The following is a 15,810-nucleotide window of genomic DNA, read 5'->3' on the forward strand; positions in this document are numbered from 1 at the left end:
CGGGCACAGGCATCGTCAATAGCCGCCACTGCTGCCGCTCGTGCCGCTGCTGCTCGCACCCGAGCTTCCATCGCCCATGGCTTGACATGCGCTCAGCGAGAGCGACGCCACCCCGAGCGCGAGCACAACGAATACAGCCGATACCAGTCTGGACACTTTCATGTAAAACCTCCTGCACGGCGAGGCGCGACGTATCGCGTGGCCATGCGTTGATCCGGCGGCACGCGCGCGAGCGACAAATGACGCGACGCCGGTGACCCATTGGACAGTTGAGGAAACTTTCTGCAGAGACTGACGCCCATTGCCGATGCGTGCTGCTGATGCGTCCGTCCTGCCGTCTCACGGCTTCGCGGCTTTCGTGCGATGCCTGACCGATAAACGCTCGCGGCCGGCGTTTTATTCCGCCGCCTGCGCCGATGGCGGCATCTGTCGTCTCGAACGAGCGTGCGTGCCGACGCCGCCGGGCGCCTTCGTCCGCCTGTGAACGTTGGCTGGCGCGCATAGCGCCGCATTGATTTGGTAACTCAACGTTACACTTGATCTTTTAAGGATGCTTCCGCGCCCACAAGTGGTTATAGTGGTCGTCAACCCAGTTCGACCTCTGGAACCATCATGTCGCCACAAAGCGACAACGGGTAAAATCACGGCGAACAACCGTTTCTCTACACACAATTGTCCATGCCTTCCGCAGAATCGCATCCGCAAAACGACTTTATGAACGCAGCGCGCAAAGAACGTAAGCGCGTCGAGATTTACCTCGTCAACGGCATTCGCCTGACGGGCTGCATCGAGTCGTTCGACCAGTATCTGGTGATGCTGCGCACGCCTGTCGGGCTGCAAGGCATCTACAAGCGCGCCATTTCCACGATCCAGCTCGACACGGGCACACGCCCCGCGCCGCGCGCAGGACGGCCGTCGCATGGCGAACATTCCGCGCGTGGCCCGCACGGCTCGCGCGAACACCGCGAGCCCCGGGAACCGCGCGAGCCGCGTGAGTCGTATGGCGCATCGCAAGGGCCGTCGGACCGGTCTTCGTCGTCGGACGCTCCCGTGGTCGTCACCCGCCGCAGACGCCTGTATGGCGCGGGCAACAATGGTAGCGATCAGGGTAACAACGGCGGCGGCACTGAATAAGGCCGCGAGGCCGGACAGGCTTCACGGCAGAATGAGGCGCGCACCGGGCGCGCCTGCATCGCAACACGGGCGGCTGGCTAGCCGGGACGACTGGCCAGCTGCTTGAGCATCTTCTCGATCCGCACGCCCTGCTGGGCAGTCAGTTCATACCCGCACTTCACTTCGAGCACCCGTCGCTGCCAGTAGCGCGCGTTCAGCAGACGCACCATCGGCTGACGCATCGCCCACTCCAGATGCTCCAGTTCCGACTCGACAACATGTGACGCGTTCAAGCGCTGTCCGCTGCCATATCCGTTCGGTTGCATGGTCGCCCTCGTAAGCCAGCCGCGCCCGGCGCTTTCGTACGCGCCAGCGTCGTGTGACACCGTTATAACGAACGATCCCGCGAGAAATTCCATTGGCCTGCATGGAACCTACAACATGCTTTCGCGATCTTCAACCTGAGTCGCGGGTCCGTGTGCGATTCGCGCCACGCCGCGTGCTGTCCACGTGCATTTGACCTATGCCATTGGCCCAGGCGACTGCGACGGCCTGGTTGCGTTATGCTGACTTCAATCTATGTAGCGGAGCCCGTCATGTCCACTTCGAAACACCCCAACCCGAAGGCCCCCGAAACACATCCGTCCAGCGACGAACGCCTGGACGAAGCGCTCGACGAGACCTTTCCCGCCAGCGACCCGATCGCGGTCGATCCCGACGAGGACGACGACGATAACCGTCAAGGCAAGCAGAAGAAGTCGCGCTAAGGAAGGCACTTGCGGGGCGAGATATGCCATCCGCGCGGACGCTACGCGCGCGCGGGATGGGTAGAGACGGCCGTGTGAGCGACGACGCGTGCGCCGTGCGCGGATGCACGGCTCACGTTGCTATCGCTGCGTACGTCGACGCAAACGCCTCGCGGCGGCGCAGACGAACGAACACACGCATGGCCGGACGCGTGGCGCGGGTCTGCTCAAACAGACAAGGCGAGCCGCGAAACCGTGAAGGCCGGCGCGGCTCGCGCAACGTCAGTGCACCGGCAAACCGCTTTCGAGCTGGCGCTGCAGATCGCGCACCTGGCGCTGCGCCGCGCGCAACTGCTCCTGCGACTGCGCCTTCTGCTGCGCAAGCGCAGCCGCTTCGGCACGGGTCTGCTGCTGCATGCTGTTGACGATGGTCTGCTGCTGGTGCGCGATGTTCAGGTCGGCCTGCAGACGGTTCGCGCGTTCCTGCGACAGCGCGACGAGGCGATCGGTGTACGCCTTCTGCGCTTCGAGCTTGGTGCGGCGGATCTCGACATCAGACAGCTGCGCTGTCTGGCGCGCGAAGTCGCGGTAGATCTGCTCGGCGCGCGTTTCGTCCTGCGTCTTGATCACGCGCCAGAAGTTCTTCTGCTGGAAGAGCGCGACGTAGTACGTCATGTCCTTGCCATAGAACAACAGGCTCGCACCGTAGCTGCCGTTGTAGGTCGTGCGCAGTTCGGTGATATCGGTGCCGTGAATCTTCTGTTGCAGTTCCGCGACATTGCCCGCCGCCGACTGCTTCGCCTCGTCCGGCGTGAGCGCAATCGTTTGACTGGCCGCATCGACGGGAGCAGCAGCAGGCGTGGTCTGCGCAGCGATCACACTCGCTGCGTCGTCCGTGCCGTTGCCGGCGGAACTCTGCGCGTAGACCCCTTGAACGCCCCCGAAAACGATCATTGCCGACATCACGATGTGTCGAACTTTCGACTTCTGGTCCATGTAATTTCTGCTCGTGTCGTGTTTTAGTTTTGCAAAACCGTTCAATTATTACTCACTTTCACGAGTTTCGGGTTCCTCGTCGAAAATTTGGTACTTACGCATCTTTTCCCACAGCACCTTGCGGCTGATACCGAGGTATTGCGCCGTGTCCTGGCGGCGCCAGCTGTTCGCATCGAGCGCGGCGAGCACGCGGCTGCGCTCGGCCATATCCCACTTGCTGCGATCGACGAGCACTTCCGCCGCGCTCTCGGCGGGCACGGGCTGACTGCTGCGCGCCACCGCAAGCAGCCGGTGCAGCCGGGCCGCATCCCACGCGCCGATCTGCCGTACCGTCACGCCGATCCGTTCGGCCAGGTTGCGCAGCTCGCGCACGTTGCCGGGAAAGTACGTGTCGGCGACGGCGTCCGCGAGCCAGTACGGAATATCGGGCAGCGACGCGAGACGCTCGGCCCCGACCACGGAGGCGATGAACGCCTTGAAGATGGCGATCTTGTCGACCGCGCCCCGCTCTTCCAGCGACGGAATTTTCAGTTCGATCACGGCGAGCCGGTAGTACAGATCCGCGCGGAACGTGCCGTCCTTCACGAGTTGCGGCAGGTGCCGGTTGGTCGCCGCGACGAGCCGGAAGTCGAGCTTCACGGGCGTCGCCGAGCCGATGCGCGTGACGGCGCTGTCCTCGAGCACGCGCAGCAGCTTCACCTGCTGGTACAGCGGCAGGTCGCCGATCTCGTCGAGAAACAGCGTGCCGCCGTCGGCCTGTTCGAAATAGCCCTTGTGCGCGCCGACGGCGCCCGTGAACGACCCTTTCGAATGTCCGAAGAACAGCGACTCGAAGAGCCCGTCGGGAATCGCGCCGCAATTCACGGCGATGAACGGCCCGCGCCCATACCGCGAATGTTTCTCGTGCAGCAGTTGCGCGATGCGCTCCTTGCCGACCCCCGTTTCGCCATGCACGAGCACGCTCGTCTCGCAGTCGGCGAACGTGTCGACTTCGTGCAGCAGCGCCTGCATGCATTCGGAGTTCGCGACGAGCGCACTCGGCTCCAGCGTCTGCGCGGAATGCGCGCGCAGTTGCACGACCAGCTTCGTCACCATGCTGCGCAGTTCGGCGCAAGTGAAGTCGAGGGGCAGCACGTGCGAGTACTCGGCGGGATACATTGCCGGGTCGTGGTCGCGCGGCGCGGCGCCGACCCAGATCACGGGCATGCCGTGCGTCGCCTGCAGGTCGCGCACGGCGAAGCCCGCCGTATCGATCACCGACACGCTGATGAGCGCAAGCGACGGCCGCGCCGACGTGCGCTCCAGCGAGATCGCGACATCGTCGGCGCGGATCACTTCGACTTCGAAGCTCGCCATGCAGCGCGCGACGCGATCGACGATATCGGCCTTGCCCTCCCAGACGTACAGGTCCAGTTCCTCGATTTTCGTGGTGGCTCTCATAAGCAGGATTTCATTGGATGGCCGTTTCCTGTTAGTCGACGAGTTGCGCGTCGCTGCACGACAGCGAGGTCGCATGGACGGTGCTCACGCCGACCTGCACGCCGAGTAGTTGCAGCAGCGGCACCAGCACGGTGTCGAGGCTGCCCAGAATGGGTTGCAGCGTATCGGCGAGCGATTGCACGCTCGGCTGGTATGCAAGCGCCTGCCCCGCCGTCAAAGGCACGCCGGCGAGCGTCAGATAAACCCGGGTCGGCAGTTGCGAGATCAGTTGTCCGAGCAGCCCGCCCGATTCGGAGCCGAGCGCGTTCGCATTGCCGCCCTGCGTGTCGTCGCCGTCGCCTGCGGCGCCGTTGAACATGAGCGTCTCGGGTGCCTGGCTCTGCAACGCGACATTGAGTCCCGACGAAGGCGTGCCCGTGCCCGCATAAACCTCGACCAGCGATCCCACCAGGCTCGCCACTTTCGCGGGCTGCTGGCATTGCGCAACGTTCGTCGTATTGGTCAGTTTCGACGCGGCATCCCCGCCGATGCATGCGCTCGCCACGCCCGTCTGCATGACGCGTATCGTGCTCGTGCTCGCGGCCTTCGAAGCCGCGCACTGCGTCTGCGTCAGGGCAGCCGTGCCGTTCGCGCCTTCGACATAAAGCGGAAGGTCGATGGTCGCGAGCAGCGGAATGGTCAGATTCAGATCGAGATACACCCGCACCTGCGCGGCATGCGCGCTCGTGCGCCAGGCACCGCTGCCGTCCATGCCCGCCTCGCCGACGGCGATCACGGGCGCTTGCAGGATCGCGGCCTTCGCGGTCAGGCTCACAGGCAACGTCATGCCCGCCATCGCCGACGGATTGAGCGCCGCGCCGAGATCGAGCGCCGACGTGCCGTGCGCGAGTTCCGCGGCGACGATCAAGGCATCGAGCGCGCTGATCGCCGCCGAGGCGGCCGCCTGCCTATCGGCAAGACCGATCGCCAGCAATCCGGGCGCGGCTGTGCCGCCGTCGCCCAATGCGATCTTCGCGCCGCCGCTCGCCGCCGCCTGAATCGCCGTCAGCGCGGACGTCACGCTGGCACTCGCCGCGTGGTTCCGGCTGAGCACGCTCACCATTGCGCTGGCGAGATCCGGCACCGACGCTTTCGCGTTCAGCAGTTCGTCGATCGACGCGACGCCGATTTGCGCGGCGAGATCGCCCAGCCGCACGTTCGTCGATGCGAGCGCCTGCCACGTCGCGACATCGAGCGACACGTTCGCGCCGAGCAACGCGCTCATCAATCCGTTGATCGCGCCGCCCGACAGCGAAGCCAGATTCGTCGACAGCGAGAACGACGCCGTATCCGTTGCCTTCGCGGTCGCGACGGCCTGCACATCGCGCGCGGGTCCGATGAAGAAATGCTTCACGCTTTGGGTGGCCGTCACCTGCACGGCATTGAGCGGCGTCGCACGCGACGTGTCGAATTGCGCAGGCCCGCTCGCCGCCGTCCATCTGCCGCAGGCGACGCTGACGGGAGCATCCCCCGCATAGCCGTTGCGCGCCGCCGCCTGCTGCGCGGAAAGCGTTGCGCCCGCGCAGCCGCCCGCCATGCCGATGGTCTGCGCGCCCGCGACGGCGGCCATGTCGGCTGCCTGCTGCAACTGGCGGCGCACCAGAAAGACATGGCCGACGTCGAGCACACCGAGCGCCGCGACGGCCGTGCCAATCCACACCGCCGCCAGCACGGCCGTCGCGCCGCGCTGGCGGCGCGCGCTCGCGTGTCGGGAACGGTGTGCGAAAGTCTGCATCGACGATGGGCGGTCGGTCTGGCGCAATGGCATTTCAGTTCTGCTGCGCTCCACCCGTGTTCGTGTAATCGACCCGCAGCAGATTGCCGCCCCCGCCCACCGACGAGCCGAACGACACAGGAATCTTCGCCTTGAACGACTCCATGTAACGCTGGTACGCGAGGCCCGCTTCATCGCCGAGCATGGTCAGAGGCGGCGCGGCTTGCGCGCCGCTGCGCTGCAGGTCGAGCCAGGCATGCGTCGAGTGGCCGATTTCGCTTGCGAGCGGCGTGTCGACCGGGGGGCTGCCGCCTGCATCCTGCGCGCAAGCGCCACCCGTCATGCACAAGCTCGCCGCAACGATGCATGCCGCGCCGATGCGACGCCCTCTCATCTCCGTTTTCATCGCTCTCTCCCTGATCCCTGGTCGCCGCGCGAGCCGCGTCTTCATTGCGCAAACCGTTGCAGCAAACGCCGAGGCTGATCGACGGGCTGCAGGTTCGCCACCGGCGTCGGCGTCGGCGTCGGCGGCGCGGGCAGCGCAGTGGCCGCGCCTGACATGGATGGCATCGGCGGCTTTGCCGCGCGCGGCTCGCCGCCACGGCGCGCGCGGCTCGCGGCCGCCACCTTCGCCGCCTCGTCGCGAAGTTGCGTGCGCACGTCAGGCGCGAGCTTCTGCTCCTTGACGAGCGCCTGCGCGCGCGTGGTCTGCCCATCCGCGAGCAGATACAGCGCGATGTTGCCAATCACCTTCTGGTTGTGTCCGTCGAGTTCCGCCGCTTTCATCAGCGGCACGCGCGCGCCCGCTATGTCGCCCGCGCGCAGCCGTGCATAGCCGAGATCGGACAGTGTCGCGACATCCGTCGGCGCGAGTTCGGCGGCCTGTCCGAGCGCCTGCGATGCGCGCTCGAAGTCGCCCGACGCGCCCGCCAGCAGACCCAGCCCGCGATACCCGCGCGCGGCGAGCGGCGTGTTCAGCAATTGCGTGTAGGCGGCCGCGCTCGCCGCCGGCTGATCCGTCGCGCGCAATGCGTCGGCGCGCAGCAGGAGCGAATCGGGCGATACGCCGTACTGCTTCTCGTAGGCGTCGATATGCGCGAGCGACGCGTAGTACAGCCCTTGCGCCTGCATCCGGTCGATCAGGCCGAGGTACATGCCGGGCGTATCCGGCGCGGTGTCGCGCGTCGATTGCTGGAGCTTCGCCTCGCGCTCGGCCTGCGGCCCGACGCCGTAGCCCGACTCTTTCACCGCGCAAGCGCCGAGCAGCGCACAGGCGGCAAGCAGCGCAACGACGCGCAGCGGCTTCGACGCGGGGGACTGCAACGGGCGCTTCATATCGTAGTGCCTCTTCATGATGTTTCGTTTTCCCTATCGATGCCCCGCCGACGCCGACAGCGAATGCACGACGGCCAGCACGCCCGGCCCCGCCGTCACGATCAGCAGCGCGGGCAGCAGCGTCACGACCATGACGCCCGTCATCTTCACGGTGAGACGTCCGATGCGCTCGCGCAGCATCGCGCGGCGCGCTTCGCGCAGACGGTCGCCGAACTGCTTGAGCGGCTCCTGCACGGCGCCGCCATGCCGGTCCACCTGAATCAGCAGACGCACGATCGCGCGCAGATCCTCGTTCGCATAGCTCGATGCGAGACGGTGCAGCGACTGCTCGCGCGTGCGGCCCGCCGCGGCCTGCCGCTGCGCGATCGCGAGTTCGCCCGACAGCACGGGCAGTACGCTGCGAAAATCGCTGACCATCACCTGCAGGCTCTGATCGAGCGAAAGACCGACGCCTTGCAACAGACGCAGCAGATCGACGAGCATCGGCAGTTCGTCGATCACGGCAAGACGCCTCGCCGCCGCGCGCCGCCGCACGATGAGCTTCGGCAGCATGAAGCCCGCAAGCAGCGCGAACACGACGACGGCAGGCCCGCGCGAGCCCTGCGGATGAAACTCCGTCAGCGCCAGCGCGACGAGCGGCAACACGATCGCGCCGCCAATGCGCGCGATCAGGAACAGGCCGCGCGCGCGGGCATCGACGAAACCACACTGCTCCAGCACGCGCCGGTCTTCTTCGGCGACGACCTGACGGCCGAGCGGTGTGTCGAGCCAATGCATGCCCGCTTCCGACGCGCGCCCGATGAACCGTTGCAGCCCCTTCGCGGGCGTCGTCGCCGATGCATGAACGGAATCGGCAGAATCGGCGCGCACCGGCCGCGCGCCTGCGCTTGCAGTCGGGCCCGTCGCCGCCTGCGCCGCGCGCCGCTCCAGCGCATCGGCCAGCACTTGCGCGCTGCGCCGCGCAGCCGCATGACGCCGCCACAGCGCCACGCCCGCCAGCAACGACGCGAGCGCGGCACAGGCAACGGCGAGCGCGGCGAGACGGTGCGCGTCCATCGTCAGGCCTTCAGCCGCGCAAGGCGGTACAGCAGGAACGCGCCCGTCATCTGCAGCGCGAACGCGAGATACACGAGGCGTTGCCCGGACGCGTCTTTCCACATCCACGCAAAATAGTGCGGATTCGATGCGATCAGAAATGCGCCGATGCCGATGGGCAGCAGCGTCAGCACCCATGCCGACAGCCGCGTTTCCGCCGACATCGCCGACAGTTCGCGCTCCGCCTGTTCGAGGTCGCGCATGAACGACGCCATGCGGTCGAGCATCACGTCGGCCCGTCCGCCGTATTTCACCGACAGGCGCAGCACCGCACCCAGCAGTTCGAGTTCGTTCGCGCGATAGACCTGCGCGACATGACAGAGCGCGCGATCGATTTCGACACCCGCGCGCAGCATCTGCGAGACGTGGTCGAGGCACTGGCGCAACGGCGCCTCCGTGGTCTGCAGCGACGCCTGGAACGCGGCGGGCACGCTGTTGCCGAGCACGATCAGACGCACGATGCCGTCGAGAAACGACGGCAGCTGACGCACGATCAACTGGCGGCGCTTCAGGATGCGTCGCGCCATCAGCACGTAGAGCAGCACGGCGCAGGTGATCAGCGTCATGCAGAACACGCCCGCCCCCGCACGGCTGCCCGCGAACCCGGACAACGCGAGCGCTCCGGATAGCGCGCAGAACGCGGGCAGTCTTGCGTTCGATATGCCCGCGCGATTCATCGACTGGTCGAAAGCGAGCGCCATGCGCGCCTTGAGCTTGCGCCAGCCGGTTGCTTCGTCCGCAGTCTGCGCGAGCGCCTGTGCGCGCAGCGCGGCTGTCCGGTTGCCGATGCCCGCGGCCGCGCCGCCAGTGGCCCGCGCGGGCTGCGAAATCTGCGCCATGCGGCTGTCGATGAAACGCGCGGTGCTCGCGCGCTCCCTGCGCTGCGCGCCGCGTTGCGCGACGATCAGCGCCCCGGCTGCGCACAGCAGCGCGAGCGCCGCCGCGATGAGCGCGGCGCTATACATTGAAGCCTCCGCCGCCGAAGCCGCCACCCGCCGCGCCGAATCCACCGCCCGTTCCGCCGCCGGCGCCGCCACCCAGCGCCTGCCGGAACCGCGCGAGCTTGGGCGAATGCGGATGAATGCCCAGCGACGTCCAGTTGTCCGTCTCTTCGCCTTCGGGCGAGGTCAGCGGTTCGAAGCGATAGAGTTCCTGCGTCGCGATGATGTTGTCCGACAGCCCCGTGACCTCGGTGATCGACAGGATGCGGCGCCGGCCATTCGAGAGCCGCCCGATCTGCACGATGAAGTCGATCGCATTCGCGATCTGCCGCCGCAAGCTCGATTCCGTGCCCTGAAAGCCCGCAAAACCCGCGAGCATTTCGAGGCGGTACAGACATTCGCGCGGCGAGCTCGCGTGCACGGTGCCCATCGATCCGTCGTGGCCCGTGTTCATCGCCTGCAGCATTTCGAGCACTTCGCCGCCGCGCACTTCGCCGACGATGATGCGGTCCGGGCGCATGCGCAGCGTGTTGCGCAACAGGTCGCGGATCGACACGAGGCCATTGCCGTCGAAGCCGCCCGGCCGGCTTTCGAGCCGCACCACATGCGGATGATTGAGCGAGAGTTCCGCCGTGTCCTCGATGGTCACGACGCGCTCGGCGTCGGGGATATGAAACGCGAGCGCGTTGAGCAGCGACGTCTTGCCCGAGCTCGTGCCGCCCGACACCAGAATATTGCAGCGCGCCTCTACGGCCGCTTCGAGCAGCGCGCCGAGCTCCGCGTTGTACGTGCCGTTGGCGAGCAGATCGTCGGGGCGCAGCGGGTCCTTGCGGAACTTGCGGATCGACACGACCGGCCCGTCGATCGACAGCGGCTCGATCACCACGTTCACGCGGCCGCCGTCGGGCAGCCGCGCGTCGACCATCGGATTCGATTCATCCAGACGTCTGCCGATGGGCGCGAGAATGCGCCGCACGATGCGCAGCAGGTGCGCGTTGTCCGCGAAGCGCACGGGGATTTTCGCGAGGATGCCGTGGCGCGACACGTACACGTCGTTGTAGCCGTTCACGAGGATGTCCTCGACGGCGGGATCGTTCAGCAGATCCTCGATCGGTCCGAAGCCCGCCAGCTCCTTAGTCAGCGCCTCGGCGATACGCCGCACCTCGCTCTCGTTGATCGGGATGCGGCGCAGGCGCACGAAGCTGTCCATCTCCAGGTCGACGAACTGATTGATCGCATTGCGCGACCAGCGGCCGAACTCCGCGCCGAGTTCCTCGATGCGCGTGAGCAGATGTTCGTGCGCCGCGTTCTTGATGTCCTGGAACTGCTGGCTCTGCTCGAACGCGGGAGCATCGTCGGCAAATTCGATCTCTTTTGCCATCGTCTATGACCGTTTGCTGGAAGTGGGAAGGAAGCGCCGGAACGCGTCGAGCGCGGACTTGCCGCGCGCGCGGGGCGTGCTGGTGGGCGGCGCTGCGTCGGCTGCGCCGTCCGTCGCCGGCGCGATGGCTGGTTGGGCCGCCTTGCCTGCCTTGCCTTCAGCGCCCTGCCTGGCGGGCACGCCCGCGAGCCTCGTCACGAGTACGTCGAGCGCGCGCACATACGGGTCGCGCGGCGCGGCCTCGGCCAGCAGGTGGCCCTGATTCATCGCCTGGCCCAGCGCGACGCGCCGTTCGGGCAGCGTCGCGAGCAGGTCGAGTTCGAGACGCTGCGCGATCTGCGCGGGCGTGAGACCCAGTTCCGGCACGACCTTGTTGACGACGAGCCGCACCTTCTGCCGGATCTTCTCCGCTTCGATGCCGTGCGCGCACAAGTCGTCCAGCACGCCGACGGCCGACACGACGGACGGCACGCCCTGATCGCAGACGAGCCACGCTTCGTCGGCGGCCTGCACCACGCTGGCGATGAACTCGCTGTTCGTGAAGCCGCCGAGATCGACGATCTGCTGGTCGAAGAATGCGCGCAGCCGGTTCAGCAATCCCACCGACGACGCGTGCGAGACTTCGCGCATGTCGCCGGGATCGGCGGGCAGCGTCGTGAGCGCGAGGCCGCTGGCGTGATGCGACAACGCAGTGTGCACGAAGGTCTGATCGAAGCGGCGCACGTTGCGCACGGCTTCGACGAAGCCGAACTCGCACTTGGTGTCGAGCAGCAGCATGCCGTCGCCGGCGGGCAAGCCGAGATCGAGCAGCAGCGCCTCGCGGCCTCGCGCGGCATCGCGCCGTTGCAGCAGCACGGCGAGATTCGCGGCCAGCGTCGACACGCCCATGCCCGTACGCGCGCCGACGATTACCGTCAGTTTGCCGTGACGGCTGATGGGCTCGACGATGTGCTCGAATACCTCGCGCGTGATACGAAGCGCGTCGGCCGCCGGCGCGCACAGGTCGATGAAATCGCGCACGCCCGCGCGCAACGCGGCGAGCGCGCTCTCCGGCTCACGCACCGAACCGAGCGCAACGATTTGCAGGCCCGGATACGCAGTACGCGCCGCATGCGCCGCGGCGCTCGCGGCGGCGATCCGCCCGCCCGAAAAATCGACGAACACGAGCGACGGGTTGAGCGTGCCGATCCGCTGCACGAGCGCGTGCGGATCGAGGCTGACCGGCTCGACGGCGCCCGCCGACACCAGCGATCCGGCGAGCCAGCGCACGTGCTCGTCGGTTTGCGTCGCGAGCACGAAGCAGTCGGTGACGGCGTGCTCAGTCAAGGCGTAAGTTCTCGCGTTCATGTTGCCGTTCCTGTTGCGGCGGCCAGCCCATTGCCTTTGCCGTTGCCTTTGCAGATACCGATATCTGCCGCGCGTTCATTTCGAAAATCCCGGCGCGGCATCGCGCGACGCCGCGCCGCCGAGCAGCGACCGCCATACGGGCGCATCGCGCTGCTCGGACTGCTCGCCCGGTGTAGACGGCATCGCCGCGCCTTTCGCGAGCGGCGACACCAGATGCGGCGAGACGATGATGAGCAGCTCCTTGTCGCTCTGCGAGTAGTTCAGTTGCTTGAAGAACGCCCCGAGGATGGGCAGGTCGCCGAGCACGGGCACCTTGTCGACGTTCGACGCCGTCTCGCGATCGATCAGCCCGCCGATCACGAAGCTCTCGCCGTCGCCGAGTTCGACGGTCGTGTCGGCGCGGCGCGTCGTGATGGCGGGCACCGAGATGCCGTTCACCGTCACGGCGTGCACGAAGTCGAGCTGGCTTGCTTCGGGCGCGACTTTCAGTGCGATACGCTGCGGGCTGAGCACGGTCGGCGTGAGCGTGAGGCCGACGCCGTACGGCTTGTATTCGATCGACGTGGTGCCGAGCCCCTGCGGCACGGGAACGGGAATCTCGCCGCCCGCGAGAAAGCTCGCGCTCTGGCCGGACAGCGCGACGAGCGTCGGCTCGGCGAGAATGCGCGCGAGGTTGTTGCTCTCCATCAGGCTCAGGTCGGCGAACAGGTTATGCGCGACCGAGCCGAACACGAGATTGAAGGCGGACGCGATGGGCATCGTCGAATCGAACGAGGTGCCCTGGCCAGGCGTGAAGGTCGCCTTGTTCAGCGACGAAGGTCCGAACGAGCCGAACGCGAAGCCGTTGTAGCCTTTCGAGAAATTGAAGCCGATCTGCTTGAGCACCGCGCGGCTGAATTCGACCACACGCACGTCGACCTGCACGACCGGGCGCGTCGCGATCGACGAGACGTCGAGCACCGCGCCGCCCTTCCCGTTCGTGCCGGCCGAGGCCGCAGCGCCCGCCGCGACGCTTGCCGCCCGCTGATGCACTTCCATCGTCGCGGCCTTGCCCTGGATCACAGCCGTGCCGCCCAGCACTCTTACCTCCGCCGTACTGTCGTCGAGCAGATGGCTGGCGGCGGCAGAGGTGACGTTCACCGTATAGGTGAGCGGCGCATCGCCGTCGCGCTCCCACAGCATCACGCTCGTCGTGCCCGCCGATTTGCCGACCAGCAGCACGCCGCCGCGTTTTTTCGCACCGCTCTTGAGAATCAGCACGTCGGCGACATTCGGATCGCCGACGGCTACGCGCGTCAGCGCGCGGCCCGCCGCGAGCGTCTGCTGCGCGCCGACGGCGAGGTCGATGACGGGCGCGGCAGCGGACGCCGGCGCAAGGCCCGCGCTGTCGGCTGCACCGCTCGCGACGGGCCGCGCCGCCATCGGCAGCACGCACACGATCATGGCCACGCGCCACGCAAGAATCCGTTTTCTCATATTCCCCCGGACGCGCCTTCGCGCCCTCCCTGGAAGCACGCTTTTTTTCATCGACGGCCAACCGCGCCGTCCGTTTTCATCGCGCCGCGCGCGTTGTCACCATGCGAGCGTTTCCGACCGGCCGCCGCGTATCACCTCGATTGCACCGCCCGCCTCAGGCGCGCCTGCGACCAGCCGTCGGGCAGGCGCTCTGCGCGGCACGGCGGCTGGCGCGGGCAAGGACTGTCGCGTACGGCTGCCGGACAGTTCGTCGAGTGCGACACCCGCCGCCGCGCGCGTCGACGGCGGCGCGTCACGGCCCGCCGCCGTCTTCAGCACGCCCGGATACGCGGGCAAGGTGGCGGCATCGAGCACGTCGGTATCGCGCGGGTTGCGCAGCGCGAGCACGAGGCGCCCCGCGCCGTCCGCGAGCGCCAACCTGTCGACATCGGCAAGCGGCACGGCGAGCACGGCGGTGCGCGCGGGCGTGTTCGCATCGGGCGTGCCGTTGGCGGCGACGTTGCCCCACGCGAGCACGCGCACACGCGACAGCAGCAGCCGCGCCTGCGTCCGCTCGACTTCCGCCTGCCCCGCCGGACCCACGCTCACGCCATCGCGCTTCAACGTAAAGAACACGTCGACGAGATTGCCCGGACGCAAGCGGTTGCCGACCGCATTGGTTTCGTCGACGCGCACGGCCACTGCGCGCTCGCCCGGCTCGATGCGCTCGGCAATGCCCGACGACAGCTGTGCCTCGAGCACGGGCGCCTGCGCGCCGATCTCCGCGACGGGCACGCGGCCGGCGACCAGTGACGGTTCGTCGAAAGCGCCCGACGGGTTGATGGGCAGATTCTGGATGCGCAGCGCGTCGGCGGGTATCGGCTGCCCGGCGGGCAGCGCGCGCAGCGCGACAACTACGTGATAAGCCGCCGGCGCCGGCGCGACGGGCGCGGCCACGGGCGCGGGACGGCGGGCCAGCGTCAACGCGAGCACGCCGAGCACGACGGCGAGCGCGATCAGCACGCCCGCCACGATCCGCGTCACATGCGGAGTCAAAGTCGGACTCAGATTCGGCATGGCTCGCCTCCTGCGCGTACCCGCTTGCCGTTGGCCGGGTCATGTGCAAATGGGGAAAATGGGCGCGGCATCACAGTCACAGCACATACCCCGGGTTGAGTTGAACCATCGCCGAGCTCGTCAGTTGCGCAGGCAGCGCGACATCGAGCAGCGGCACGGGCGGCACGAGCGGATAGCTCTGGTAGTTGTAGGTGAGCGTGACGGTGACGCAGCGCATCGTGCCGTCGAACGTGCATGGGGCCCAGCTCGCGTCGCATTTCGCTTTCGCCGCGAGCCAGTTGGCCAGGTTGGCCGCCGCCGTGCACGCGGCCGCCGTGCGGTTGTCGAGCGCGGCATTCACGGTTTGCGCCTGCTGATAGTTGAGCGCGGCACGCGCGCCTTCTTCGGCAGCGAGCGTCAGGCTCTGCTGCGCGACGAAGATCAGGCTGAACGTCACGATCGCGTAGAAGATCATGAAAAACAGCGGAAACACGAGCGCGAATTCGACGGCGCTCGCGCCGCGCTGACGCCGCCGCGCATGGCACGCATGGCACGCATGATCGCGCTTGCGATTGCACTCGCATGTGGGCTGCAGGGCTGGCGTCGGCGCAGGAACGGTCATGTTCCTCCCAGTTGTCGCAGCACGAGCATGCCGAGCGCCGGGATGGCGAGGCACGTCACGTAGGGCGTCGCGCGGTGCCCGCGCAGCCCGAAGGTCGCCTCGCCGCTTCGGACGAGCGTGGCGAGCGGCGTGCGCGTCGCGACCAGCAGTGCAAGCGCATGCAGCCCCGCGAGGATGCTCGCGGCAATCCATAGATCGAGCAGCGCGTGCGGACCGCACCACGCGCCGAGCGCGGCGAAGACCTTGACGTCGGCGGCACCCATCACGCGCAGCGCGAAGAACGGCAGCAGCGCGGCAAGACCGAGCAGCGCGCCCAGTGCTGCCTGATCCGGCCCGACGCCGAACGGCATGCGCACGGTGAAGGTGCACGCGAAGGCCGCTATCAGCCCGGCTGCGATCAACGCGTTCGTGACGCGCCGGTAGCGAAGATCGCACGCCGCCACCGTCGTCGCCCACGCAACGAACATCAGACTTCCAATCCAGGTAGCCATAGGAATTCAGCAAGCTTTTACCGAACGGATACCAGGCAA

Annotated in this window: 17 protein-coding genes; 2 read left to right on the forward strand and 15 right to left on the reverse strand. The window is 67.4% G+C overall.

What is annotated here, in order from left to right; translation table 11 throughout:
* Nucleotides 1-15 precede the first annotated feature (15 nt).
* Nucleotides 16-162 carry a hypothetical protein gene (locus tag KFO72_RS21510; protein ID WP_167352345.1) on the reverse strand — a complete coding sequence of 49 codons (147 nt, stop codon included), beginning with the start codon at nt 160-162 and terminating at the stop codon, nt 16-18.
* A gap of 516 nt (nt 163-678) precedes the next feature.
* Between KFO72_RS21510 and hfq the strand changes: the two genes are divergently transcribed.
* Nucleotides 679-1,134, forward strand: a complete 456-nt coding sequence (gene hfq / locus KFO72_RS21515; protein ID WP_054930290.1) for an RNA chaperone Hfq — start codon at nt 679-681, stop codon at nt 1,132-1,134.
* A 77-nt stretch (nt 1,135-1,211) separates the two neighbouring features.
* Here hfq and KFO72_RS21520 read toward each other — a convergent pair whose 3' ends face one another.
* Nucleotides 1,212-1,439 (reverse strand): hypothetical protein, encoded by a 228-nt coding sequence (locus KFO72_RS21520; protein WP_060602628.1) that lies wholly within the window; start codon nt 1,437-1,439, stop codon nt 1,212-1,214.
* A 270-nt stretch (nt 1,440-1,709) separates the two neighbouring features.
* Here KFO72_RS21520 and KFO72_RS21525 point away from each other — a divergent pair, with 270 nt between their 5' ends.
* Nucleotides 1,710-1,880 (forward strand): hypothetical protein, encoded by a 171-nt coding sequence (locus KFO72_RS21525; RefSeq protein WP_225032989.1) that lies wholly within the window; start codon nt 1,710-1,712, stop codon nt 1,878-1,880.
* A gap of 261 nt (nt 1,881-2,141) precedes the next feature.
* Here KFO72_RS21525 and KFO72_RS21530 read toward each other — a convergent pair whose 3' ends face one another.
* The 13 genes from KFO72_RS21530 to KFO72_RS21590 all read right to left on the reverse strand — a co-directional run bounded on the left by KFO72_RS21530 (nt 2,142) and on the right by KFO72_RS21590 (nt 15,771).
* Entirely contained in the window at nt 2,142-2,855 is a 714-nt protein-coding gene (locus KFO72_RS21530) for a DUF2968 domain-containing protein (RefSeq protein ID WP_054930289.1), read from the reverse strand.
* A 48-nt stretch (nt 2,856-2,903) separates the two neighbouring features.
* Nucleotides 2,904-4,295 carry a sigma 54-interacting transcriptional regulator gene (locus KFO72_RS21535; protein ID WP_054930288.1) on the reverse strand — a complete coding sequence of 464 codons (1,392 nt, stop codon included), beginning with the start codon at nt 4,293-4,295 and terminating at the stop codon, nt 2,904-2,906.
* A 31-nt stretch (nt 4,296-4,326) separates the two neighbouring features.
* Nucleotides 4,327-6,102, reverse strand: a complete 1,776-nt coding sequence (locus KFO72_RS21540; protein ID WP_225032990.1) for a TadG family pilus assembly protein — start codon at nt 6,100-6,102, stop codon at nt 4,327-4,329.
* A 1-nt stretch (nt 6,103) separates the two neighbouring features.
* Nucleotides 6,104-6,454 carry a DUF3613 domain-containing protein gene (locus KFO72_RS21545; protein WP_225032991.1) on the reverse strand — a complete coding sequence of 117 codons (351 nt, stop codon included), beginning with the start codon at nt 6,452-6,454 and terminating at the stop codon, nt 6,104-6,106.
* Nucleotides 6,455-6,495: 41 nt separating this feature from the next.
* Nucleotides 6,496-7,401, reverse strand: a complete 906-nt coding sequence (locus KFO72_RS21550) for a pilus assembly protein (protein WP_412101793.1) — start codon at nt 7,399-7,401, stop codon at nt 6,496-6,498.
* 15 nt (nt 7,402-7,416) lie between these two features.
* On the reverse strand, nt 7,417-8,439 hold the full coding sequence (locus KFO72_RS21555) for a type II secretion system F family protein (RefSeq protein ID WP_107202364.1): 1,023 nt from the start codon (nt 8,437-8,439) through the stop codon (nt 7,417-7,419).
* A gap of 2 nt (nt 8,440-8,441) precedes the next feature.
* On the reverse strand, nt 8,442-9,443 hold the full coding sequence (locus tag KFO72_RS21560; RefSeq protein ID WP_062915881.1) for a type II secretion system F family protein: 1,002 nt from the start codon (nt 9,441-9,443) through the stop codon (nt 8,442-8,444).
* Entirely contained in the window at nt 9,436-10,800 is a 1,365-nt protein-coding gene (locus KFO72_RS21565) for a CpaF family protein (protein ID WP_054930281.1), read from the reverse strand. Before KFO72_RS21565 ends, KFO72_RS21560 begins: the two co-directional genes overlap by 8 nt.
* Nucleotides 10,801-10,803: 3 nt before the next feature.
* Nucleotides 10,804-12,147, reverse strand: a complete 1,344-nt coding sequence (locus KFO72_RS21570) for a fimbrial protein (protein WP_225032992.1) — start codon at nt 12,145-12,147, stop codon at nt 10,804-10,806.
* A gap of 75 nt (nt 12,148-12,222) precedes the next feature.
* On the reverse strand, nt 12,223-13,623 hold the full coding sequence (locus KFO72_RS21575; protein ID WP_225032993.1) for a type II and III secretion system protein family protein: 1,401 nt from the start codon (nt 13,621-13,623) through the stop codon (nt 12,223-12,225).
* A 96-nt stretch (nt 13,624-13,719) separates the two neighbouring features.
* Nucleotides 13,720-14,658: a Flp pilus assembly protein CpaB gene (cpaB, locus tag KFO72_RS21580; RefSeq protein WP_225033000.1), complete on the reverse strand. Its 939-nt coding sequence runs from the start codon at nt 14,656-14,658 to the stop codon at nt 13,720-13,722.
* A gap of 97 nt (nt 14,659-14,755) precedes the next feature.
* Nucleotides 14,756-15,280: a TadE/TadG family type IV pilus assembly protein gene (locus tag KFO72_RS21585; protein WP_082433779.1), complete on the reverse strand. Its 525-nt coding sequence runs from the start codon at nt 15,278-15,280 to the stop codon at nt 14,756-14,758.
* On the reverse strand, nt 15,277-15,771 hold the full coding sequence (locus KFO72_RS21590; protein ID WP_225032994.1) for a prepilin peptidase: 495 nt from the start codon (nt 15,769-15,771) through the stop codon (nt 15,277-15,279). Before KFO72_RS21590 ends, KFO72_RS21585 begins: the two co-directional genes overlap by 4 nt.
* Between the last annotated feature and the right edge of the window lie 39 nt (nt 15,772-15,810).

Source organism: Paraburkholderia sp. XV (assembly GCF_020177535.1).
GTDB classification, from domain to species: domain Bacteria; phylum Pseudomonadota; class Gammaproteobacteria; order Burkholderiales; family Burkholderiaceae; genus Paraburkholderia; species Paraburkholderia caribensis.